Genomic DNA, 20,995 nt, shown 5'->3' on the forward strand with positions numbered 1-20,995 from the left:
AACGCAAATCTCAAAGAATTATTTCCTTTGGGGTTTGTGTTTTTTAAAAAAGTGGAATGATGGAAACCATTACTATTTTATACATAGGAAGACATCTTGAAATTCTAGAAACTGTCATCCGATTAATAAATGCAAACGAAAATTGGAATGGAGTTGGCGTAATGAACGACGAGGAAGCGAAGGAAATTTTTCTAAGAAAAGATTTTTCCCTTGTATTATTGGGTTCTGGAATTCAGGAAGAAAGCGAAACTGAATTGTGTGCTTTTATCAAAAATCAAAATCCAAATATAAGTATTGTTCAACATTATGGCGGTGGAAGTGGTTTGCTAAAAAGTGAAATTTTGGGGGCCTTAAAAAACAATAAAAATTAAACCATTAAGAAAGGAAGGTTTATTAATCGTTAATTCTTAATTTTTCTTAATCTCTTAATGGTTCAATTTTTTAAAACTATTACTTATTCTTTTTTGCTTTAATCATCATTTCCAACTGATCCCATAATTCTTCAGGAATAGCTTCCAGAATGTTAAATTGTCCGGCACCTTTCAGCCATTCGCCACCGTCAATAACAACTACTTCACCATTTACATAGGCTGAAAAATCAGAAACTAAATACGCTGCTAAGTTGGCTAATTCCTGGTGATCTCCTACGCGCTTTAACGGTACTTTTTTGGCCATATCAAATTTTTCGGCTAGATCTCCGGGTAACAATCGGTCCCAAGCACCTTTAGTTGGGAATGGTCCGGGTGCAATCGCATTAGAACGAATTCCGTATTTTGCCCATTCTACCGCAAGACTTCGTGTCATTGCCAAAACTCCAGCTTTTGCAGTGGCACTAGGCACAACGTAGGCAGAACCTGTCCAAGCGTACGTCGTTACGATATTCAATATGGTAGATGATTTTTGTTTGGTGTCAATCCAATGTTTTCCAAAAGCAAGTGTACAGTTTTTAGTCCCCTTTAAAACAATGTCAATTACAGTATCAAAGGCATTGGCAGATAATCTTTCGGTAGGAGAAATAAAATTTCCGGCAGCATTATTAAGCAAAACATCGACTTTGCCAAAAACTTTCAAAACTTCTTGAAGCATATTCTCTACTTCTTCATAATGCCGTACGTCACATTGAACAGGAAGACAGGTTCCGCCTGTTTCCGTTTCTAACTCTGCAGCCGTGTTTTTTAGTTTTTCTAAATCTCTGGAGGTAATGGCAACTTCTGCTCCCAATTCCAAGAAATATTTAGTCATTGCTTTTCCTAAGCCGCTTCCGCCTCCGGTTACAACAATTACTTTGCCTTTCAGGGCATCGTCTCGTAACATTTTATCTGTAGAACTCATGTTTTTTATATTTTTTCATTGTAAATATAATCAATTAAATAGTATGCATGCATAATAAAAAAATATAATCAGTGCTTTCAAATCGCACACAATCTTTTAGTAGCTTCCTCTAACGTATCATTGTCTTTAGCAAAACAGAAACGTATTAATTTCAGATCTTTTCCATCGGCATAAAAAGCAGAAATGGGAATTGCCGCCACACCATGTTCCGTGATGAGACGTTTGCAAAAATCAATATCACTCTCATTTGATATAGCTGCATACGAAGCCACCTGGAAATAGGTTCCTTCGCATGGCAGTAGTTCGAAGCGGCTACTAATTAATAATTGTCTAAAATAATCTCGTTTTTCCTGATATAATTCCCCGATTTTAGTTATCGAAACGATGTCAAAATACGCGCTAATGGCAGCTTGACAAATACTATTTACGCTAAAAACTAAAAACTGATGTACTTTGTTGATTTCCTTCATTAAGTATTCAGGAGCTACTAAATAGCCCACTTTCCATCCAGTTACGTGAAACGATTTTCCAAAAGAGGAAACCATCACGCAACGATTAAGTAGTTTCTCGCGTGTATGAGCCGAAATATGTTTTTCCTCGAAAGTGATGTATTCATACACTTCATCAGAAAGAAGCACGATGTCGGGATATTTTTCCAACAGGATTTCCAAAGCTTCGAAATCAATTTCCGTTAAAATTTTCCCTGTTGGATTATGCGGATTATTAATGATAATCATCTTAGTTTTTGCCGTACACGCTTTTTCGATAATTCCCCAATTTGGCGTATAATCATCGTTTAGTGCTACCCGAACCGGATTAGCGTTGCACAATAACACGGGTGCTTCATAGCAATCATAACTTGGGTCTAAAATAATTACATCCTCATTATTTTTCACTAAAGCCGTTATAATGGTGAAAATGGCTTGGGTCGCTCCAGCAGTAACTAACAATTCCGTTTCCGGTTGAATTGTTCTTCCATAGGAGGTATTAATTAAGGTTGCTATTTTTGATAATAACGGCGGATAGCCAGACATAGGGGTGTATTGATGCACGTTTTCGTTAGCCAGTTTGGCAACAATATCAGTTAATCTTTGGTCAACAGGAAAGTTTGGAAAACCTTGTGAAAGATTGATGGCATTATATTCAGCTGCCATTTTTGACATTACCGTAAAAATACTCGTGCTAATATTAGGAAGTTTACTCATTACAAATAACATTGATTACTTTATAAATGTAGTAGTTTAATCCTTATTTTAATTTTTTGCGGACTGATAATTCATCAAAAATATAATTTCATACGTTTCATATTAATCTGCAAAAATTGTATTTTATATTTACTGTCTCGAAAGGACAAAACTAATACAAAGTAATTTTCCAGTTTAGGAAATAGACAGGAGGAAAACTTTCAAAATGTTTAATTTTTGAAATGAGTTTGCATTGCTATAAAAGCTGTACTTTGACAAGTGATTAATCTCTAATTGAGATCTAAATATATTTATATTCCAAAAGCTGAAATATTAAATTTTGTGAATAATAAAAATAGTAGGACGGTTGTGTAAATCTACTTGCACTTTTTTCCATTCAGAAGCGCGCATCGTTTTGATATATTCTGTTGGTAAAGTAATATCTGTTGCAATACAAAGGTGAGTCGCGGGATTAATAGCCTGTAAGATATCCTCCAACATTTTATTATTTCTATACGGAGTTTCTATGAAAATTTGAGATTGGTTTTTATCCTGAGATAGTTTCTCTAAATTTTTTAGAGTTGTTTTCTTTTCTCCTTTTTCTATAGGCAAGTAACCATTAAATGTAAAACTTTGTCCGTTCATTCCTGATGCCATCATCGCCAGAAGAATAGAAGAAGGGCCTACCAAAGGAATAACCTGGATTCCTTTTTCATGGGCTAATTTCACAATCACAGCGCCAGGATCAGCCACTCCGGGACAACCTGCTTCGCTCATTAAACCCATGTTGTGACCTTCCAGCAAAGGTTTTATAAATTCTAAATGTTCTTTGGTTTCAGTGTGTTTGTTTAATACAAAAAGTTTGAGCTCAGATTGTTTCTTTTCAATATTTACACCTTTTATTGATTTTCGGGCTGTTTTTTCGTTTTCAACAATATAATAATCAATGAAATCAATGCTTCTTTTTATGGTTTGAGGCAACACATCCATTGGATCGCAATTCCCCATTGTAGTAGGGATTAAATATAGTTTTCCTAATAAAGTAGTTGTTTGCATCGCTGTAATTTTACGTTTCTAGAGTAAATTTTTTGTTGTTTTGTAATAAGAATTTTAAATCCAAAGGATTATTGATGTTTGTCTTTTAATTTTTTTGCAATTACTTCACAAACTTCATCCAGCATGTTATAAACAATCTCAAATCCATTGGGTAAACCAAAATAAGGATCCGGAACATCTACTTTTTCGTTTGGAAATAATTCATCTAAAATTAGTTTGACTTTTTGTTTTTGTTCTTGATTTTCGGCAAGTTCAATTACGTGCTTGTAATTAGAATTATCCATTACATAGATATAATCGTAGGAATCGAAATCCGATTTACTGAATTGTCTTCCTTTTTGATCGGAGATATTTATTTTATTTTTTTTTGCTACGGCAACAGAACGATCATCCGGTTTATGGCCAACATGCCAAGCACCAGTTCCTGCTGAATCAACTTTGAATTTATTTTTTGGGAGCTTTGAAGCTAATATGCCTTCGGCCAAGGGTGATCGACAAATATTACCTAAACAGATCATTAAAATTTTTACGGACATGATGCGTTTACAGCGTTAATTTTTTATTGATGTCTTCAACAAATTTTTTGAATTGTTTGTCAGTAGCAACTAAATTATCAACGGTTTTACACGCGTGTAATACGGTAGCATGGTCTCTGTCCCCTATTTGAGAACCAATATTGGCCAAAGATGCTTTTGTGAATTTTTTTGCAAAAAACATAGCCAACTGTCGGGCTTGAACAACGTGTCTTTTTCTGGTTTTTGATTGCAATGTTTCTAAATCCAATTGGAAATAATCAGAAACAATTTTTTGAATGTAATCAATAGAAATTTCTCGTTTTACATTTTTAACAAATTTTTCGACAACACTTTTAGCAAGTTCCAGTGTGACTTCTTTTTTATTAAATGAAGATTGTGCAATCAAGGAAATGATAGCTCCTTCGAGTTCTCTAACGTTCGATTTGATATTGCGGGCAACATATTCAATTATTTCTTCCGGGATTTCAACACCATCTCTGTACAATATGTTTTTAAGGATAGAAATTCTGGTTTCATAATCCGGCTGGTGCAACTCAGCAGACAATCCCCATTTGAAACGCGATAATAAACGTTGTTCAATATCTTGCATGTCAACTGGAGCCTTGTCAGATGTCAAGATTACCTGTTTACCATTCTGGTGTAAATAATTGAAAATATGGAAAAATACATCCTGCGTTCCAGATTTTCCAGAAAGGAACTGAACATCATCAATAATTAAAACATCAATTAATTGGTAAAAGTGTATAAAATCATTTCGGTTGTTTTTCTTTACCGAGTCAATATACTGCTGCGTGAAAATCTCAGCTGAAATGTATAAAACTGTTTTTTCGGGATATTTATCCTTAATTTCTACACCAATAGCATGCGCTAAGTGTGTTTTCCCTAGACCAACTCCTCCAAAAATCAACAACGGATTAAAGGAAGTTCCTCCCGGTTTATTGGCAACAGCCATACCTGCCGAACGGGCTAAACGATTAGAATCTCCTTCTAGAAAATTATCAAAACTGTAATTTGCATTTAGTTGCGATTCAATTTTTAAATTTCGGATTCCTGGTATTACAAATGGATTTTTTAACTCTGGGTTTAAGTTTTTAAATGGAGCATCAATTTCTTGTGGCTTCATCGGAACTCTGTTGGCACTTGGCAATTGCTCCGTAAACGGTTGTTTGTTGCCATAAGTGTTTTCCATTCTAATTTTATAAAGTAACTTAGCGTTTTTTCCAAGTTCTTTGGTTAGTGCTACTTTTAATAATTTCACATAATGTTCTTCTAACCATTCGTAAAAAAATTTACTTGGAACTTGAATATATAATGCGTTATCGGTAAGTTCAACTGATTTGATTGGTTCGAACCAAGTTTTGTAAGCTTGATCCTGAATGTTGTCTTTTATAAAAGACAAACAGTTTTCCCATACTGATTGAGCAGTTTTGTTCATATATTCTGTTAAATTGTTTTTAATTGGTAATTTTTATCTTACTAAAAAAAAGATGTTTTGTTATTATTTATCGGGTTAACAAATATGTGAACAAATTTCTATAAAAAAAAATATATTGGACAAAAATTTTATAAATTATTGTTGTAAGGAGCTTTTTCAATTTAAAATTTTTAATACATAATTAATGAAAGATCATCAAATACAAGTTAGGGTTCGTTACTCTGAAACAGATCAAATGGGTGTGGTATATCATGGAAATTACATCCCCTATTTTGAGATTGGAAGAGTGGAATGGCTTAGAGACAAAGGGATCTCGTATAAAAGCATGGAGGAAAGTGGGATTGCGCTTCCAATAGTTTCGATGAATATAAATTATAAAAAATCAGCCCGCTATGATGAGTTGTTAAGCGTTCACACTATTTTCAAAAGTCAGAGTTCTGTGAAGATAGAATTTGATTGCGCTATTTATAACGAATCTGATGAGTTATTAACAACTGCCCAATTTATTCTTGTTTTTGTGTCCTTAAAAACAGGTCGTCCTACTGCGCCGCCCGATTATATTTTAGAACTCTTAAAAACAATGGAATAAATTATAAAAAAAGCAATTTTGAATAGTAATTAATGTTGTTTTATATCAATTTCAAACATTGAATTAAAAATGTCGAATACCATTTCGGCATTTTTTTTTCTGGTTTTTAGCTCAATTTTGCCTATCGGAAGCCCTGAATTTTCATTTATTTCCATTGCTTGACTTACAATATCTAGCTTTTTCTCCTTGATTACCCGCATTACTTTATTCATGTTTTGATAATCAAAAGTGATTGTGAAATGAATATCAATCGTCTTTTCGACTATTTCGCTTGTCGCCAACACCATCTGTGCGGTAGTTTTATAAGCGGAGATTAATCCTCCTACGCCTAATTTAACACCGCCAAATATTCGGACTACAACAATAAGTAAATTGGTAACAGAATAGGACTGAATTTGTCCGTAAATAGGCATTCCGGCACTATTACTGGGCTCGCCATCATCATTTGCTCTATAGGTTACAGTTTCAGCTCCTATTTGATACGCATAACAAAAATGTCCAGCAGTATGGTGTAGTTTTCGTAAGGTTTCCATTAGTGGTTTTACTTCCTCCTCTGATTGAATTGGAAATGCATAACCAAAAAATTTACTGTTTTTTTCTTTGAATAATACTACTGAAGAGGGAACTTCAATAGTGTTGTACGTGTCTTTCAATTCCAAAAGTGACTTTTCTAAATTATTTTTATGTCAAATAACTGCACTACATCTTCTTTTCCCACTTGTAAGTTCCAAACTTGAAATCCTAATGCAAGCGCTGCATCGGTATTTTCTTTTTTGTCATCAATGAACAACGTTCGTTTTGGAGTTAAATCATGTTTTTTTACCAAATAATTGAAAATTTCGGCGTCGGGTTTTCGCATTCCTAACTCAAAAGAAAAATAAACCCTTTCAAAACATTGATAAAATTCTCTGTAAAACGTTATTCCAGCTTTGTGTTGAAAGGTGTCAATGTGAATTGCATCGGTGTTACTCAATAAAAACAAGCGGTATTTTTGCGAAAGCATTTGTAAAAATTCAAGTCTATACAATGGGAAATCTAATATAATGGTATTCCATGCGCTCCTGATCTCATCTATTGAAGCATGAGGTATGTGTTTCTGGAAACCTTCAATGAATTGAAGTTCAGAAATTTTTCCTTTTTCAAATGATAGGTTGAGTATATTTAAATCCTCCGTCCATTCTTTTAAACCTAGTTTAGTAAACGCAGCTATAGGAGCTTCTTTGTCTAAGTTGATGAAAATATCTCCAAAATCAAAAATTATCGAATTAATCATAGTTTCTAAATAATGTTAATTGATCCTTACCAATAGATTGTCTTTTAAACTGGTTTTTCACAATAATTGGAGCTTTGGTCCCTTCTTTAAATTGGACACTTCCAACAAATATTCGCGCTTCGTCCCAAAGATTGGCATCAATAAATGTTTGTAATGTTCGCCGTCCACCTTCAATAATAATGGATTGAATTTGATGCTGATAAAGCGATTGTATTATTTGGAAGGCTATGTTTTGTTCAAAATCAATAGATTCAAAGATACATTTTTCTTTCTCAATAGTTCGTTTTGATTTAGAAAACACAATTGTTTTAACTTGATTATCAAATACATGGTTGTCTTTGGGAATGCGATTATTTTGATCCAAAACTACTCGAATGGGATTTTCTCCGGACCAATCCCGTGCGTTTAATTTTGGATTGTCTTCGATAGCGGTTTGAGTTCCCACCAGGATAGCTTGTTCCTGGGTTCTCCATTTATGAACCAATTGTTTCGAATACTGATTTGTAATCCAAACGGGTTTTTTTTCTAATTTTTCTTTTGGTGCAATAAAACCATCTTGACTTTCGGCCCATTTCAAAATAATATAAGGTCTTTTCTTTTTGTGAAAAGTAAAAAACCTTTTGTTGAGTTCATTACATTCGTCTTCAAGAATCCCTACGGTAACTTGTATTCCAGCTTCCATTAGTTTTTTGATTCCGTTTCCTGCCACTTTCACATTGGGGTCTACAGTTCCAATAACTACATTTGGAATTTTATTTTTGATAATCAAATCACTACATGGTGGCGTTTTGCCAAAATGACTACACGGTTCTAAACTCACGTAAATTGTCGCTTTTTTCAATAACGATTTGTCTTTTACAGAATTCACAGCGTTAACCTCGGCGTGTGGTTCTCCTGATTTTTTGTGCCAGCCCTCGCCGATAATTTTATCTTCGTAGACAATAACACTGCCTACCAAAGGATTCGGATATGTTGTTCCTAAACCATTTTTGGCTAACTCGATGCACCGTCGGATATATTTTTCATGTGTATTCACAACACAAAAGTAGTAATTTTTGAGTTGAGCCCCAATCGGGTAGTTATAGAATGGGATTATTTTTGAAACTTTCTAAAATAACAGCAAACAATTTCTACTTTTGCATGTAAAATTAGTTTTAGATAAAAATGGAAAATTACAGCATTAGAAAAATAAAAAAAGAGGACAATCCAGCAGTTGCAGCATTGATAAGAGCAGTTTTTGATGAATTAAATATTCCAAAAGTAGGAACAGCTTATGAAGATCCATATTTGGATTTGATGTTTGAGGAATATAGTAAGCCAAAATCAGTTTATTATGTTTTAGAAAAGGACGGAAAAATTATTGGCTCGGCTGGTGTCGCACCACTTGAAAATGAAGCAGAAACCATCTGCGAACTTCAAAAAATGTATTTTCTGCCAGAAACCAGGGGGCTTGGAATTGGAAGCCAAATGATGTCCAAATGTTTGCAAAGTGCCAAAGATTTTGGTTTTGAAAAATGCTATTTGGAAACAATGCCTTTTATGCTGGATGCTCAAAAACTATACAAGAAAGTAGGTTTTGAATACATTTCTTCTCCGATGGGAAGCACGGGTCATACCAGTTGTCCTGTTTGGATGCTCAAAAAATTATGAATTTTAAATTATGAATTTTAAATGAAAAACAGCTCTTTTAAAATTAAAGAATATAGAACCCTATTTATTCACGAACTGACATCAATTTATGATGCCGGTGAAGCGGAGAGTTTTTTCTATTTAATTTTAGAAGAAAAACACAAAGTGAAAAGAATTGACTTGGCGTTGCATCCTGATTTGGTTTTTTCGGAGGAAGAAATAATAATTTGGAACTCGATTTTGGAACAATTGAAACAGGAAATTCCAGTACAATATCTTTTGGGAAAAACGAGTTTTTATGGATTGGATTTTGAAGTCAATGAAAATGTTTTGATTCCAAGACCTGAAACGGAAGAATTAGTGGAATGGATTTTAGAAAGTCAAAAGTCGAAAGGCGAAAGTCAAAAGATCCATATTCTGGATATTGGAACGGGAAGTGGCTGTATTGCTATTTCATTGGCAAAAAATCTTCCACATGCAACAGTTTTTGCAATTGATATTTCTGAAAAGGCGTTGGCTACAGCCAAAATAAACGCAGAAAATAATTCGGTGAACGTTACTTTTATCAATCAGAATATTCTTGAAACGGTCGATTTAAGGCAACAATTTGATATCATTGTTTCTAATCCGCCGTATGTTCGCCATTTAGAAAAAGCGGAAATCAAGAAAAATGTATTGGACAATGAACCGCATCTGGCGCTTTTTGTAGAAGATAATGATGCGTTGATTTTTTATAAAAAAATAGCCGAATTGGCAAAAAAAAACCTGTCTAAAAACGGACAATTGTTTTTTGAAATCAATCAGTATTTAGGAAAAGAAATGGTCGATTTACTCGAAAAAATGAATTTCAACAACATTGAATTACGAAAAGACATTTACGGGAATGACAGGATGATTAAAGGAAGTGTGCAGTAATCGTAGTGAGTTTTGAATGTACTGCATGTTAAACTAAACTAATTACTCTAAATTACTCATATCGCAATGCCTCAATTGGATCCAGCATAGCCGCTTTTATGGCAGGATATAATCCAGAAGCGATTGCAACCATAAAACTGGTGATGAATGCCGCCATAATTGCGCTCCACGGAATTACGAATGCAAAACTCATGGCAGTTGCAATCCCAAAACCAATCAAGATCCCAAAAATAATACCCACCAATCCGCCTAATTGACCAATAAGTAATGTTTCTATAAAAAACTGAAAGGCAATTGTCGTTTTTTTGGCGCCTAAAGCTTTTCGAACGCCTATTTCCCGTGTACGTTCCGTTACCGAAACAATCATAATATTCATCAAAGCAATGGAAGATCCAAGTACGGTGATAATACCGATAAGCCAAGAGGCAAGGCCAAGATATTTTGTGATTCCAAGGATTCTGTTGATAAGATCATCACTGCGAACGACTCCAAAATTATTGTCTTTTACGGGACTTAATTTACGTACGCGACGCATGGTGCTTGTTGCATTGTCTATGGCCTGCTCTAATAATTCTTTTTTAGACACCATGACACTCATAGTATAATTTATACGTGGCGCTGTAAACATGGAACGAGCCACTTGAATAGGTATCAAAATTCTTAAATCTTGATTATTGCCAAAAGTGGATCCTTTCTCCTTTAATACTCCAATGACTTTAAATTTAGCTCCTCTAATCGAGATTAGTTTATCAATAGGATTTACGTCTTTTAATAATCCTTTTTCAAAATCAGAACCTACAATACACACATATGCATTGTTGTCGACGTCAAATCGGGTGAAATTACGTCCGGAACTGGTTTCTAATCCAGAGTTAGTAATGAAAAATTCATCCACACCAACGACCGTATTTTCAGGATCCGTTTTTGAGGACCCGTATTTTACTTCAGCAACTGAGGTTGCGGTAAAAGAAAGTGAAGTTTCGGTAAAAGGATATTTGTATTTGTTTTTGAAAGCAACCGCTTCAGGATAAGAAATAATTGGATTGATCACCTCACGTTCATCACTTCCGTGCCTTCTCGTGTTGTTTTCATACTGATTAATGTTAAATGTATTGGCTCCCATCGATGCAAAATCTGAGGAAATAGTGTTTTCCAAAGCAGAAACTACGGTAAGAATACTTACTAAAGCGGTGATACCAATAGCAATAATCAACACAGTAAGAACGGTTCTCAACAATTGTGTTCTGATAGAACCGAATGCAATTCGAATATTTTCTTTGAATAATTTTAACATCATAGCAGTTTGACACGAAAATACAATTTTTGTTACAAATTTGTTTTAGAAGAAGCATTATTTATTTTAAAGTAATACATTTGCTGTAAGAAAATTTGACGTTTAGGTTTTGACTAAATAGATTTTTTGAAATTCTTTTTTTGTAAATTAATTGAAATGAACAATATTTTTTATACCCTTTTCTGTATTCTTTTTTTTAGCAATGTTGGGAACTCTCAAAGTTTTAAAATCAGTAAAATAATTGCTGACCAAACAACAAAATTACCTTTAGAAAACGTCAGTATTTACAATGATAAAGATAATTCTACAACGAATCAAGAGGGATTATTTGTATTTGTTTCTGGTGTAAACGAAATCAATTTCAATTTGTTGGGTTATAATTCCTCAAAAACTAATTTTGAAGGAATAGAAAAGCAAGATACCATTTTTATGGAAGCCAAAACCTTTGAGCTCAAGGAGGTTGTGGTGACTAATAATGAATCGTTTATCAAAAAAGTCTATGATAAAATGGTCGACAATTATAGTACAAAGTACACTTCAAACTTCTTTTTAAGAAATGTACTCAAAAAAGGCAATAACATCGTCGTATTGCAAGATATTCACGCCAAAAGAGGTAAAAATTCATTTCCCAAAAATTTTAGCGAGATCGAAGTTTTAAATATGAGGAAAACCAGTTTTTTTGAAAAAAAGAAGCATATTGATTTTGCCTTTCCAGATTTTACAGAGTTTTTTGGTGGGTTCTATCCTGCATTGGATCAAAATATTTTTACAGAAGTTGATTACAATGAAGTTGATTACAGAAAATTTTTATTTGAAGCTCAAGAGAAAAATGTGTGGGGACAAATTAGCAAAGGGTATCTTATTATTAATATAAACGATTATGCAATCATCGAATTTTATGTGTCAATGTATGATAATCCTGGAGAGCTTCCTCTTAAGAAATTTAAACTTTCGACTACACAATATAGAACTACACAGTATGAAAAAATCATCAAGTTCAACAAAAACGATGCCTTAAATAAATATTATCTCAGTTTATCAAAACTGAATGCGCAGGTTGAAGTATTGGCAGATAAAAAAAGTGATGAAAGATTTTATTACAATTTAACAATGGATTATTTCACGACCAATTCTATTACGAATGAAAAAGTGGAATCCAATTTTGATGTTGACAAAGATGTTTTTAAAGCTAAATTTCCTTATTCGGCAACTTTTTGGAACAATCAAAATCAATTACCCTTAACGAATGAACTTAAAGATTTTTTGAAACGAGTTTCTGATAATAAAGACCAAAAGAAGGAATTTGAGATAATTGGAAATTTCTAAATTTTTTTATTTTAAAATCAAGATATTTGCAGAGAGAATTAAAAATTTCAAAGTAGTAATTACGATTTTGAAGAAATCGGTTTTATTTTTTGAAATTTGTACTTCGTAATTTGTAATTAATTAAAATGGCATCAAAACCGAGCATTCCAAAAGGAACCAGAGATTTTTCACCAACTGAAGTGGCAAAACGGCACTATATCATCCAAATTATAAAAAGCAACTTCGAGAAATTCGGATTCCAACCCATAGAAACACCTTCATTTGAAAACTCCGAAACCTTAATGGGAAAATATGGAGAAGAAGGCGATCGTTTGATTTTTAAAATATTAAATTCAGGAGATTATTTGGCAAAAGCCAATGCCACTCATTTAGAAAACAAAGACAGCACTAAATTAACGTCAAGTATTTCTGAGAAAGCTTTGCGTTATGACTTAACCGTTCCATTTGCGCGATATGTGGTACAACACCAAAATGATATAGAATTTCCCTTTAAAAGATACCAAATTCAGCCAGTTTGGCGAGCGGATCGCCCGCAAAAAGGACGTTTCAGAGAGTTTTTTCAATGCGACGCAGATGTGGTAGGTTCTAAATCATTGTGGCAAGAAGTAGAATTAGTACAGCTTTATGATTCTGTTTTCACTGCTTTGGGTTTAAAGCGAGTAACCATCAAAATAAATAATCGAAAAATATTATCTGGGATTGCGGAAGTGATTGGCGCATCCGATAAATTAATAGATTTCACGGTAGCGTTGGACAAACTCGATAAGATTGGGGAAGACGGCGTGAAAAAAGAAATGATGGAAAAAGGGATTTCGGAAGAAGCAATTGCCAAAGTACAACCGTTATTTAATTTTACAGGAACTATTTCGGAGAAATTAAACCAGCTTTCAGTATTGCTTACGGAGTCCAATGAAGGAATGAAAGGAGTTGAAGAGCTACGTTTTATCTGTGACAACGTTACGGAACTCGGATTGTCAACAGCAATTTTAGACTTGGATGTGACCTTGGCCAGAGGTTTGAATTATTACACCGGCGCTATTTTTGAAGTGGCTCCGCCAAAATCAGTTTCGATGGGATCCATTGGCGGTGGCGGAAGATATGATGATTTGACCGGAATTTTCGGATTGAAAAATATGAGTGGCGTGGGGATTTCTTTTGGATTGGACCGAATTTATTTGGTCGTCGAAGAATTGAATTTATTTCCTGAAACCGTAACCGCAACTTCAAAAGCGCTGTTTATTAATTATGGAGATAAAGAAGCTTTTTATGCAATGAAAACGATTAAAGACTTACGGAATTCAGGTATAAAAGTTGAAATGTATCCTGATAATGCGAAAATAGCAAAGCAGTTTCAGCATGCAGATAAAAGAGGAATTCTTTTTGCCGTAATCGCGGGAGAACAAGAAATGGCATCTAATTCTTTTTTGCTTAAAAATTTAGCGAACGGCGAACAGACTTCTGTGGATTTTGAAGGTTTGAAAAACGCATTATTATAGTTTTATTTTAGGTGCATAAAAAAAGCTTCGTCTACTAAACGAAGCTTTTTTTAATATAAAATAATGGTGAATTAATAATTTGTAGGGAATCTCTAATTTTTCAGTACAGAAAAATAACTGTAAATTATTGGAAGCAAATTTATATAAACTACTTCAAGATAATCTTAAAATTGTATTAAAATTTTGAGTGGGTAAAAATTATTTTAAAGAGTATAATATGGAATATGATTTTTAAAGTCAATAAAAAGATGACAATTTGACATTTTAAAAGAATTGGCAGTACTTTTGCAATCCAAAGAAAAGAATAAAAATGAAGTTTAAAGATATTTTTAAAAATACAAGTAATATGACTACTGAAAATACAGAAATTGATCAAGAAATAGATGATGTGACCTTAGAGAATAATGCAAATGGAGAGCAAATCATTATTGAGGAATTAAGTCTGGAAGAGCAATTGACTCAAGACTTAGCCAAAGAGAAAGACAAGTATTTACGATTATTTGCTGAATTTGAAAATTACAAACGTAGAACTTCAAAAGAACGTATCGATCTTTTTAAAACGGCTAATCAAGACGTTTTGCTAGCCATGCTTCCTGTATTGGATGACTTTGACAGAGCTATAGTTGAAATAAACAAATCTGATGATGAATTATTGACAAAAGGAGTGGAGCTTATTCATGAGAAATTAAAGAATGCGTTGGTGTCTAAAGGATTAGAACAAGTAGAGGTACAGGCTGGAGACGCTTTTGATGCTGATTTTGCTGAAGCAATAACTCAAATTCCTGCACCATCGGATAAATTGAAAGGTAAAATTGTTGATGTTCTCGAAAAAGGATATAAATTAGGAGACAAGATCATTCGTTTTCCAAAAGTTGTATTAGGGCAGTAGTCGAGCCGCGATTTACCACGTCTTTATATCACGCTTAGAGGTGCACAGCAGTGTGACTCAACAAAAGAAAAAATAAAAATGAAAAAAGATTTTTACGAAATATTAGGCATTTCAAAAAATGCTGATGCTGCCGAAATTAAAAAAGCATACCGAAAAAACGCACTACAATTTCATCCTGACAAGAATCCTGGAGACAAATCGGCAGAAGATAAATTTAAATTAGCTGCTGAAGCTTACGAAGTATTAAGTGATCCTCAGAAAAAAGCAAAATACGACCAATATGGTCATCAAGCTTTTGATGGTTCAGGCGGTTTTGGAGGCGGTGGTCACGGTGGAATGAATATGGATGACATTTTCAGCCAGTTTGGTGATATTTTTGGAGGCGGTTTTGGTGGTTTCGGAGGTGGCGGTGGCGGTGGAGTTCGTCGTGCTAAAGGGAGCAACCTGCGCATCAAAGTAAAATTAACATTGGAAGAAATTGCCAATGGTGTAGAGAAAAAAGTAAAAGTAAAACGTAAAGTTCAAGCGCCTGGCGTTTCCTATAAAACATGTTCTACCTGCAATGGTCAAGGACAAGTGATGCGCGTTACGAATACAATTTTGGGTAGAATGCAGTCTGCTTCTACTTGTCCGACATGTAGTGGTTCGGGTCAAATTTTAGATAAAAAACCAGCAGAAGCAGATTCACAAGGAATGATTCTTGAGGATGAAACAGTTTCAATAAAAATACCCGCGGGTGTTGTGGACGGAATGCAATTGAAAGTTTCTAATAAAGGAAACGATGCCCCAGGAAACAGTATTCCGGGAGATTTAATTGTTGCTATTGAAGAATTGGAGCATGAGTTCTTGAAACGAGAAGGAGAGAATTTGCATTATGATTTATATATCAGTTTTTCTGAAGCGGTTCTTGGAATATCCAAAGACATCGAAGCTATAAACGGAAAAGTAAGAATCAAACTGGAAGAAGGAATACAATCCGGTAAAATCCTGAGATTAAAAGGAAAAGGAATTCCAAGCATCAATGGGTACGGTAACGGAGATTTATTGGTGCATGTAAATGTTTGGACTCCAAAAACGCTGAACAAAGATCAAAAACAGTTTTTTGAAAAAAATCTTACCGATGAGAATTTTATTCCAAATCCTGAAAAATCAGACAAATCATTTTTTGAAAAAGTGAAAGACATGTTTTCATAATAAATAGTAGAGACGCAATTTATCGATATTATTGAAAAAATATATTCCCCATCCTTGTTATAATAAGGATGGGTTTTTTATGCAATCGCCGCTAACAATTTGTTAGTTGCAAACAAACATCAATAATATAAGGCGATAACATATATGACCGCTAAAAATTAAATGCTACATATATGAAACTATTCTAAGTATTTTGATACTAATTATTTACTTTTACACCAATTAAAAAATAAGCATGAGTAACATTCTTGAAGTGCATAAAGTTGTCAAGCAATACGGTGATTATGTGGCGCTTAACGAGGTTTCATTAATGGTTCCAAAAGGAAGTATCTATGGGCTTTTAGGTCCAAATGGAGCGGGAAAAACATCACTTATTCGAATTATAAATCAAATTACATTGCCGGACCGTGGTGAAATTATTTTGGATGGTGAAAAATTGCAATCCAAACACGTCCAATATATAGGCTATTTGCCTGAAGAAAGAGGATTGTACAACACGATGAAAGTGGGAGAACAATGTTTGTATTTGGCTCAAATGAAAGGACTTTCTAAAGCTGAAGCCAAAAAACAGCTGGAATACTGGTTCGAAAGATTAGATATTCAGGGCTGGTGGGACAAGAAAATACAAGAGCTTTCTAAAGGAATGGCCCAAAAAATTCAGTTTGTTGTATGTGTCTTGCACAAGCCAAAACTATTGATTTTTGACGAACCTTTTTCTGGTTTTGACCCCGTAAACGCCAATATCATAAAAGATGAAATCCTTGCACTGAGAGCCGAAGGCGCCACCATAATTTTCTCAACACACCGTATGGAAAGCGTTGAAGAATTATGTGATCACATCGCTTTGATTCATAAATCGAATAAACTCATTGAAGGAAAACTGGACGATGTAAAAAGACAATTTAAAACCAATAGTTTTGAAGTGGGTATTTTGTCGGAGAATATAGAAGGTTTGATGTATGCTATTACACAAAAATTTAATGTTGGCCCCGCTAATTTTAAATCACTAAACAACGAATTAAAATTGGAAATTCAACTCGGGGATGCATCACCAAATGAGTTATTGAATATCCTGACACAACGCGGCCAAGTAACACATTTTGTGGAAAAAATTCCAAGTGTCAATGATATTTTTATTCAAACAGTAAGTAAATAGACTTCCTTAGACTTCTTAGATTTTCAGAAAATCTAAGGGTTTATAAATCTAAAATGTCTAACAATCTAATAATCTAAAATGTCTATAATAGCATTAATCATAAAAAGAGAGTTTATTGCCAAAGTGCGAAACAAATCTTTTATTGTTATGACTTTTTTAAGTCCGTTACTATTTGTGGGAATAGCTATTTTTGTTGCGTATTTAAGTTCGATGAAAGCAGATACTAAACGAATCGCTATTCATGACCAATCTGGTATGTTTGTAAAGGAATTTACGTCGCAAAACACTAAAAATCAAGAATATAAATACGTTGATTTGTCAACTATAGAATTAAGATTCCTCAAAGACAGTATCGTCAATGAAAGTTATGAAGGATTGTTATTCATCCCAAAAGCGACTAATACAAAGGATTTTGAAAGTAAAATCCAGTTTATTTCAAATAGTAGTCCCAGTATTTCATTCATTGAAAACGTTCAGGATGTAATAGCTAATAAACTGACCAGAAATAATTTAGAAAAGGCACATTTAGATACCCTGGCAATTAAAAATGCCCAGTCAAAAGTGAATATCAGCTTGTCCAAAGCATCTGGTGAAGAAAGTGTCAAAGGACTTAACGAAATCAAAATTGGGATTGGCGGCGCTTTTGGATATCTTATTATGATGTTCATAATCATTTATGGAAACATGGTGATGCGAAGTGTCATTGAAGAAAAAACCAGCCGTATCGTAGAAATCATAATTTCCTCAGTCAAACCATTTCAATTGATGATGGGGAAAATTATAGGAACTTCATTAGCGGGATTGCTGCAATTCTTTATTTGGGCAATAATCGGAATGTCATTAATGTTTGCTGCCTCGGTATTTTTGGGAGTAAATGTAGGGCCTACAGCCCGTGTTTCACCTGAATTGATGCATACTGCACAGCAAGAAATGACCGGAACTGCCCAGATGTATATTAAGGAATTATGGAATTTGCCCATTGCCAGTATCCTCATTGGATTTGTGATCTATTTCATTGGCGGTTATTTTCTGTACAGTTCGTTTTACGCGGCAATTGGTGCAGCAGTCGATAATCAAACTGATTCGCAACAATTTTTGTTACCTATCATCATGCCATTGATGTTAAGTGTTTATGTCGGATTTTTCACGGTTATCAATGATCCACACGGAACAGTTGCAGTTGTTTTTTCTATGATACCCCTTACTTCGCCAATCGTTATGCTGATGCGAATTCCGTTTGGCGTACCTTTGTGGCAAATTGCAATATCAGTTACGTTATTATTCGGAAGCTTCTTTTTTGTAGTTTGGTTTGCCGCAAAAATATACCGAATAGGAATACTCATGTACGGCAAAAAACCAACGTGGAGTGAAATGTACCGCTGGTTGAAATATTAAATTAAGATTAATTCGTTACTTTGGTTATTCGTTTAACGATTAAACAAATAACCAAATTAACGATCAAACAAATTATTAAAATATGTCAAAAATACTAATCATAGAAGACGAAGCCGCAATTCGAAGAGTACTTACAAAAATACTCACCGAAGAAAACGACACTTATCAGGTTGAAGAAGCCGAAGATGGTGTTGCAGGTTTTGAAAAAATAAAAAATAACGATTACGACTTGGTTTTGTGCGATATCAAAATGCCAAAAATGGATGGTGTTGAGGTACTGGAAGCAGTCAAAAAAATCAAGCCCGAAATTCCTATGGTTATAATCTCTGGTCATGGCGATATGGAAACGGCAATCAATACGATGCGTTTAGGTGCATTTGATTACATCTCAAAACCACCAGATTTAAACCGATTATTAAACACGGTTCGCAACGCCTTAGACAAAAAACAGCTCGTAGTAGAGAATAAAATTCTGAAGAAAAAAGTCAGCAAGAACTACGAAATGATTGGCGAAAGCGAAGCCATCAATCATATCAAAGTGATGATTGAAAAAGTAGCTCAAACCGAAGCCAGGGTTTTAATCACGGGGCCAAACGGAACCGGAAAAGAGCTCGTAGCACATCAATTACACGAAAAAAGTGAACGTGCTAATTTTCCTTTAATCGAAGTGAATTGTGCAGCAATACCATCTGAATTGATAGAAAGCGAATTATTCGGTCACGTAAAAGGAGCGTTTACATCGGCAGTAAAAGACCGTGCAGGTAAATTTGAAGCGGCCGATAAAGGAACTATTTTCTTGGATGAAATTGGGGATATGAGCCTTTCGGCGCAAGCCAAAGTATTACGTGCTTTACAGGAAAGTATGATTACCAGAGTGGGCGCGGACAAGGATATTAAAGTAGATGTTCGTGTTGTGGCAGCTACGAATAAAGATTTGACTAAAGAAATTGCCGAAGGTCGTTTCCGTGAAGATTTGTACCATCGTTTGGCCGTAATTTTGATAAAAGTTCCGTCATTGAATGATAGACGGGATGACATCCCGATGTTGATTTCGCATTTTGCTGATAAAATTGCTTCGGAGCAAGGAAATGCCGTCAAAAAGTTCTCTTCGGCAGCGATTAATTTACTGAAGGAATACGATTGGACAGGAAATATCCGTGAATTGCGAAATGTAGTGGAGCGGTTGATTATCCTTGGCGGAAGCGAAATTTCCGAAAATGATGTGAAGCTGTTCGCATCAAAATAAAATTAATTTAATGATTTAAAGATTTGGCACAAGTTTTAATCTTTTAATTTTTAATCTTTCAATCATAAGAAATGAAACTAAAAAAAATAAACGAAGAGTTGCAACAAGCCTTAATTGAAAACGGTTTGACCGAGGCCAATGCGATGCAAAAAGAAACCTTTTCGACAATGAAAAGTGGTTCGGATTGTATTATTATTGCACCTAAAGGAAGCGGGAAATCGACAACAATTGTGCTGAATGTAATTCAAAGGCTGGCAGGCGCAAACGAGGAATCACCAAGGGCTTTGATTATTGTTGAAGACAAAGCTAAAGTTTTGGAAATGGAATCACTTTTTGAAAAATACGGAAAGAATTCTAATTTAGAAGTTTATGGTGTTCATGATAAAGGAGATACGGAATACGACAAAAATTATATTTCTAGCGGCGTTGACGTATTGATAGGAACTCCAAATAAATTAAGCGAAATGTTTACTACGGCTGGATTTAACGTAAACCGATTGAAAATGTTTATTTTAGATGCTGCAGATCCAATTTTGAAATTGCGTCATGAAACAAAGATTATGCGTATTTCGAATAGCATAGTCAGAACCCAACGTATTATTTTTTCAGAACAATTCACAGAACGAATAGAAGTTCTTGCCGACAAAATGCTGGTAGAACCTTTTGAATTCGATTTTGGTGGAGTGGAAGAGTAGGAAGATTTTGAAGATGAAGAAAACGTTGAGGCAGTTGAAGATGCTGATTTTACGGAGCAAGACGGTGATCAAGAAAATGGTAATAAATAATTAAATAAAAAGTACAATGGGATTAATGAAAGTGTTTTCGGGAAGTGAAATTTTAGCAATGGCTTTACAACAAAAAATTGAAGCGATTGGTGTAAATGTTGTTGTGAAAAACAATATCCAATCAGCTCGATTGGGAGGTTTTGGAAATTCGGATTTAGCGGTTGAATTATTCGTCCAGGAAACCGAGTTTTCAAAAGTAAATCCAGTTATTGAGGAATTCAGAATGAGTATTTAAAATTTGTATATTTGTTATTCTAATAACTCC

22 protein-coding genes are annotated in these 20,995 nt (G+C 34.3%); 13 read left to right on the forward strand and 9 right to left on the reverse strand.

Annotation, left to right across the window (positions count from 1 at the left end):
* Positions 1-56: 56 nt before the first annotated feature.
* A complete protein-coding gene (locus ACNQGJ_RS11060) occupies positions 57-371 on the forward strand; it encodes a response regulator (RefSeq protein ID WP_417972785.1) in 315 nt (104 codons plus the stop codon).
* Positions 372-450: 79 nt separating this feature from the next.
* Here the strand turns inward: ACNQGJ_RS11060 and ACNQGJ_RS11065 are convergent, their stop codons facing one another.
* The 5 genes from ACNQGJ_RS11065 to dnaA all read right to left on the reverse strand — a co-directional run bounded on the left by ACNQGJ_RS11065 (position 451) and on the right by dnaA (position 5,543).
* Complete coding sequence (locus ACNQGJ_RS11065) at positions 451-1,332, reverse strand: SDR family oxidoreductase (RefSeq protein WP_417972786.1); 882 nt, start codon at positions 1,330-1,332, stop codon at positions 451-453.
* A gap of 77 nt (positions 1,333-1,409) precedes the next feature.
* Positions 1,410-2,537 carry a methionine aminotransferase gene (locus tag ACNQGJ_RS11070; RefSeq protein WP_417972787.1) on the reverse strand — a complete coding sequence of 376 codons (1,128 nt, stop codon included), beginning with the start codon at positions 2,535-2,537 and terminating at the stop codon, positions 1,410-1,412.
* A 312-nt stretch (positions 2,538-2,849) separates the two neighbouring features.
* Complete coding sequence (locus ACNQGJ_RS11075; protein ID WP_417972788.1) at positions 2,850-3,572, reverse strand: SAM-dependent methyltransferase; 723 nt, start codon at positions 3,570-3,572, stop codon at positions 2,850-2,852.
* A gap of 68 nt (positions 3,573-3,640) precedes the next feature.
* Complete coding sequence (locus tag ACNQGJ_RS11080) at positions 3,641-4,108, reverse strand: low molecular weight protein-tyrosine-phosphatase (RefSeq protein WP_417972789.1); 468 nt, start codon at positions 4,106-4,108, stop codon at positions 3,641-3,643.
* A 7-nt stretch (positions 4,109-4,115) separates the two neighbouring features.
* On the reverse strand, positions 4,116-5,543 hold the full coding sequence (gene dnaA, locus ACNQGJ_RS11085; protein ID WP_417972790.1) for a chromosomal replication initiator protein DnaA: 1,428 nt from the start codon (positions 5,541-5,543) through the stop codon (positions 4,116-4,118).
* Between the two features lie 184 nt (positions 5,544-5,727).
* Here dnaA and ACNQGJ_RS11090 point away from each other — a divergent pair, with 184 nt between their 5' ends.
* Positions 5,728-6,132 (forward strand): acyl-CoA thioesterase, encoded by a 405-nt coding sequence (locus ACNQGJ_RS11090; RefSeq protein ID WP_417972791.1) that lies wholly within the window; start codon positions 5,728-5,730, stop codon positions 6,130-6,132.
* A gap of 29 nt (positions 6,133-6,161) precedes the next feature.
* Here the strand turns inward: ACNQGJ_RS11090 and ACNQGJ_RS11095 are convergent, their stop codons facing one another.
* Genes ACNQGJ_RS11095 through ribD form a run of 3 tightly spaced genes read right to left on the reverse strand, consistent with a single transcriptional unit; the run spans position 6,162 to position 8,441 of the window.
* Entirely contained in the window at positions 6,162-6,791 is a 630-nt protein-coding gene (locus tag ACNQGJ_RS11095) for an IMPACT family protein (protein ID WP_417972792.1), read from the reverse strand.
* Positions 6,792-6,802: 11 nt separating this feature from the next.
* Positions 6,803-7,405: an HAD family hydrolase gene (locus ACNQGJ_RS11100; RefSeq protein WP_417972793.1), complete on the reverse strand. Its 603-nt coding sequence runs from the start codon at positions 7,403-7,405 to the stop codon at positions 6,803-6,805.
* Positions 7,398-8,441 carry a bifunctional diaminohydroxyphosphoribosylaminopyrimidine deaminase/5-amino-6-(5-phosphoribosylamino)uracil reductase RibD gene (gene ribD, locus ACNQGJ_RS11105; protein WP_417972795.1) on the reverse strand — a complete coding sequence of 348 codons (1,044 nt, stop codon included), beginning with the start codon at positions 8,439-8,441 and terminating at the stop codon, positions 7,398-7,400. Before ribD ends, ACNQGJ_RS11100 begins: the two co-directional genes overlap by 8 nt.
* Before the next feature lie 128 nt (positions 8,442-8,569).
* On the opposite strand from ribD, the gene ACNQGJ_RS11110 reads away from it, so the two are divergent.
* Both ACNQGJ_RS11110 and prmC read left to right on the forward strand, forming a co-directional pair.
* Complete coding sequence (locus tag ACNQGJ_RS11110; RefSeq protein WP_417972796.1) at positions 8,570-9,055, forward strand: GNAT family N-acetyltransferase; 486 nt, start codon at positions 8,570-8,572, stop codon at positions 9,053-9,055.
* Positions 9,056-9,076: 21 nt separating this feature from the next.
* Positions 9,077-9,949, forward strand: coding sequence for a peptide chain release factor N(5)-glutamine methyltransferase (gene prmC / locus ACNQGJ_RS11115; RefSeq protein ID WP_417972797.1), 873 nt, complete (start codon positions 9,077-9,079; stop codon positions 9,947-9,949).
* Between the two features lie 52 nt (positions 9,950-10,001).
* On the opposite strand, the gene ACNQGJ_RS11120 is transcribed toward prmC, so the two are convergent.
* A complete protein-coding gene (locus ACNQGJ_RS11120; RefSeq protein WP_417972798.1) occupies positions 10,002-11,246 on the reverse strand; it encodes an ABC transporter permease in 1,245 nt (414 codons plus the stop codon).
* Positions 11,247-11,399: 153 nt separating this feature from the next.
* On the opposite strand from ACNQGJ_RS11120, the gene ACNQGJ_RS11125 reads away from it, so the two are divergent.
* From ACNQGJ_RS11125 to ACNQGJ_RS11165, 9 genes are all read left to right on the forward strand, one after another.
* Positions 11,400-12,569, forward strand: a complete 1,170-nt coding sequence (locus ACNQGJ_RS11125; RefSeq protein ID WP_417972800.1) for a hypothetical protein — start codon at positions 11,400-11,402, stop codon at positions 12,567-12,569.
* 125 nt (positions 12,570-12,694) lie between these two features.
* Positions 12,695-14,065 (forward strand): histidine--tRNA ligase, encoded by a 1,371-nt coding sequence (gene hisS / locus ACNQGJ_RS11130; RefSeq protein ID WP_417972801.1) that lies wholly within the window; start codon positions 12,695-12,697, stop codon positions 14,063-14,065.
* Positions 14,066-14,375: 310 nt separating this feature from the next.
* Positions 14,376-14,954: a nucleotide exchange factor GrpE gene (locus tag ACNQGJ_RS11135; protein ID WP_417972802.1), complete on the forward strand. Its 579-nt coding sequence runs from the start codon at positions 14,376-14,378 to the stop codon at positions 14,952-14,954.
* A 78-nt stretch (positions 14,955-15,032) separates the two neighbouring features.
* Positions 15,033-16,148: a molecular chaperone DnaJ gene (dnaJ, locus tag ACNQGJ_RS11140; protein WP_417972803.1), complete on the forward strand. Its 1,116-nt coding sequence runs from the start codon at positions 15,033-15,035 to the stop codon at positions 16,146-16,148.
* A gap of 235 nt (positions 16,149-16,383) precedes the next feature.
* Positions 16,384-17,304 carry an ABC transporter ATP-binding protein gene (locus ACNQGJ_RS11145; protein ID WP_417972804.1) on the forward strand — a complete coding sequence of 307 codons (921 nt, stop codon included), beginning with the start codon at positions 16,384-16,386 and terminating at the stop codon, positions 17,302-17,304.
* A 78-nt stretch (positions 17,305-17,382) separates the two neighbouring features.
* On the forward strand, positions 17,383-18,699 hold the full coding sequence (locus tag ACNQGJ_RS11150) for an ABC transporter permease (protein WP_417972805.1): 1,317 nt from the start codon (positions 17,383-17,385) through the stop codon (positions 18,697-18,699).
* Positions 18,700-18,781: 82 nt separating this feature from the next.
* Positions 18,782-19,945: a sigma-54-dependent transcriptional regulator gene (locus ACNQGJ_RS11155; RefSeq protein WP_417972806.1), complete on the forward strand. Its 1,164-nt coding sequence runs from the start codon at positions 18,782-18,784 to the stop codon at positions 19,943-19,945.
* Between the two features lie 71 nt (positions 19,946-20,016).
* Positions 20,017-20,640 carry a DEAD/DEAH box helicase gene (locus ACNQGJ_RS11160; RefSeq protein ID WP_417972807.1) on the forward strand — a complete coding sequence of 208 codons (624 nt, stop codon included), beginning with the start codon at positions 20,017-20,019 and terminating at the stop codon, positions 20,638-20,640.
* 106 nt (positions 20,641-20,746) lie between these two features.
* Positions 20,747-20,965 (forward strand): DUF2007 domain-containing protein, encoded by a 219-nt coding sequence (locus ACNQGJ_RS11165; RefSeq protein ID WP_091204018.1) that lies wholly within the window; start codon positions 20,747-20,749, stop codon positions 20,963-20,965.
* Positions 20,966-20,995: the final 30 nt, after the last annotated feature.

The sequence above is a fragment of the Flavobacterium cryophilum genome (assembly GCF_048286555.1).
Taxonomy (GTDB): domain Bacteria; phylum Bacteroidota; class Bacteroidia; order Flavobacteriales; family Flavobacteriaceae; genus Flavobacterium.

Coding starts and splice junctions, on each gene's coding strand:
- ACNQGJ_RS11060 (WP_417972785.1), top strand. CDS start 57: ATGATGGAAACCATTACTATTTTATACATAGGAAGACATCTTGAAATT.
- ACNQGJ_RS11065 (WP_417972786.1), bottom strand. CDS start 1,332: ATGAGTTCTACAGATAAAATGTTACGAGACGATGCCCTGAAAGGCAAA.
- ACNQGJ_RS11070 (WP_417972787.1), bottom strand. CDS start 2,537: ATGAGTAAACTTCCTAATATTAGCACGAGTATTTTTACGGTAATGTCA.
- ACNQGJ_RS11075 (WP_417972788.1), bottom strand. CDS start 3,572: ATGCAAACAACTACTTTATTAGGAAAACTATATTTAATCCCTACTACA.
- ACNQGJ_RS11080 (WP_417972789.1), bottom strand. CDS start 4,108: ATGTCCGTAAAAATTTTAATGATCTGTTTAGGTAATATTTGTCGATCA.
- dnaA (WP_417972790.1), bottom strand. CDS start 5,543: ATGAACAAAACTGCTCAATCAGTATGGGAAAACTGTTTGTCTTTTATA.
- ACNQGJ_RS11090 (WP_417972791.1), top strand. CDS start 5,728: ATGAAAGATCATCAAATACAAGTTAGGGTTCGTTACTCTGAAACAGAT.
- ACNQGJ_RS11100 (WP_417972793.1), bottom strand. CDS start 7,405: ATGATTAATTCGATAATTTTTGATTTTGGAGATATTTTCATCAACTTA.
- ACNQGJ_RS11110 (WP_417972796.1), top strand. CDS start 8,570: ATGGAAAATTACAGCATTAGAAAAATAAAAAAAGAGGACAATCCAGCA.
- prmC (WP_417972797.1), top strand. CDS start 9,077: ATGAAAAACAGCTCTTTTAAAATTAAAGAATATAGAACCCTATTTATT.
- ACNQGJ_RS11120 (WP_417972798.1), bottom strand. CDS start 11,246: ATGATGTTAAAATTATTCAAAGAAAATATTCGAATTGCATTCGGTTCT.
- ACNQGJ_RS11125 (WP_417972800.1), top strand. CDS start 11,400: ATGAACAATATTTTTTATACCCTTTTCTGTATTCTTTTTTTTAGCAAT.
- hisS (WP_417972801.1), top strand. CDS start 12,695: ATGGCATCAAAACCGAGCATTCCAAAAGGAACCAGAGATTTTTCACCA.
- ACNQGJ_RS11135 (WP_417972802.1), top strand. CDS start 14,376: ATGAAGTTTAAAGATATTTTTAAAAATACAAGTAATATGACTACTGAA.
- dnaJ (WP_417972803.1), top strand. CDS start 15,033: ATGAAAAAAGATTTTTACGAAATATTAGGCATTTCAAAAAATGCTGAT.
- ACNQGJ_RS11145 (WP_417972804.1), top strand. CDS start 16,384: ATGAGTAACATTCTTGAAGTGCATAAAGTTGTCAAGCAATACGGTGAT.
- ACNQGJ_RS11150 (WP_417972805.1), top strand. CDS start 17,383: ATGTCTATAATAGCATTAATCATAAAAAGAGAGTTTATTGCCAAAGTG.
- ACNQGJ_RS11155 (WP_417972806.1), top strand. CDS start 18,782: ATGTCAAAAATACTAATCATAGAAGACGAAGCCGCAATTCGAAGAGTA.
- ACNQGJ_RS11160 (WP_417972807.1), top strand. CDS start 20,017: ATGAAACTAAAAAAAATAAACGAAGAGTTGCAACAAGCCTTAATTGAA.
- ACNQGJ_RS11165 (WP_091204018.1), top strand. CDS start 20,747: ATGGGATTAATGAAAGTGTTTTCGGGAAGTGAAATTTTAGCAATGGCT.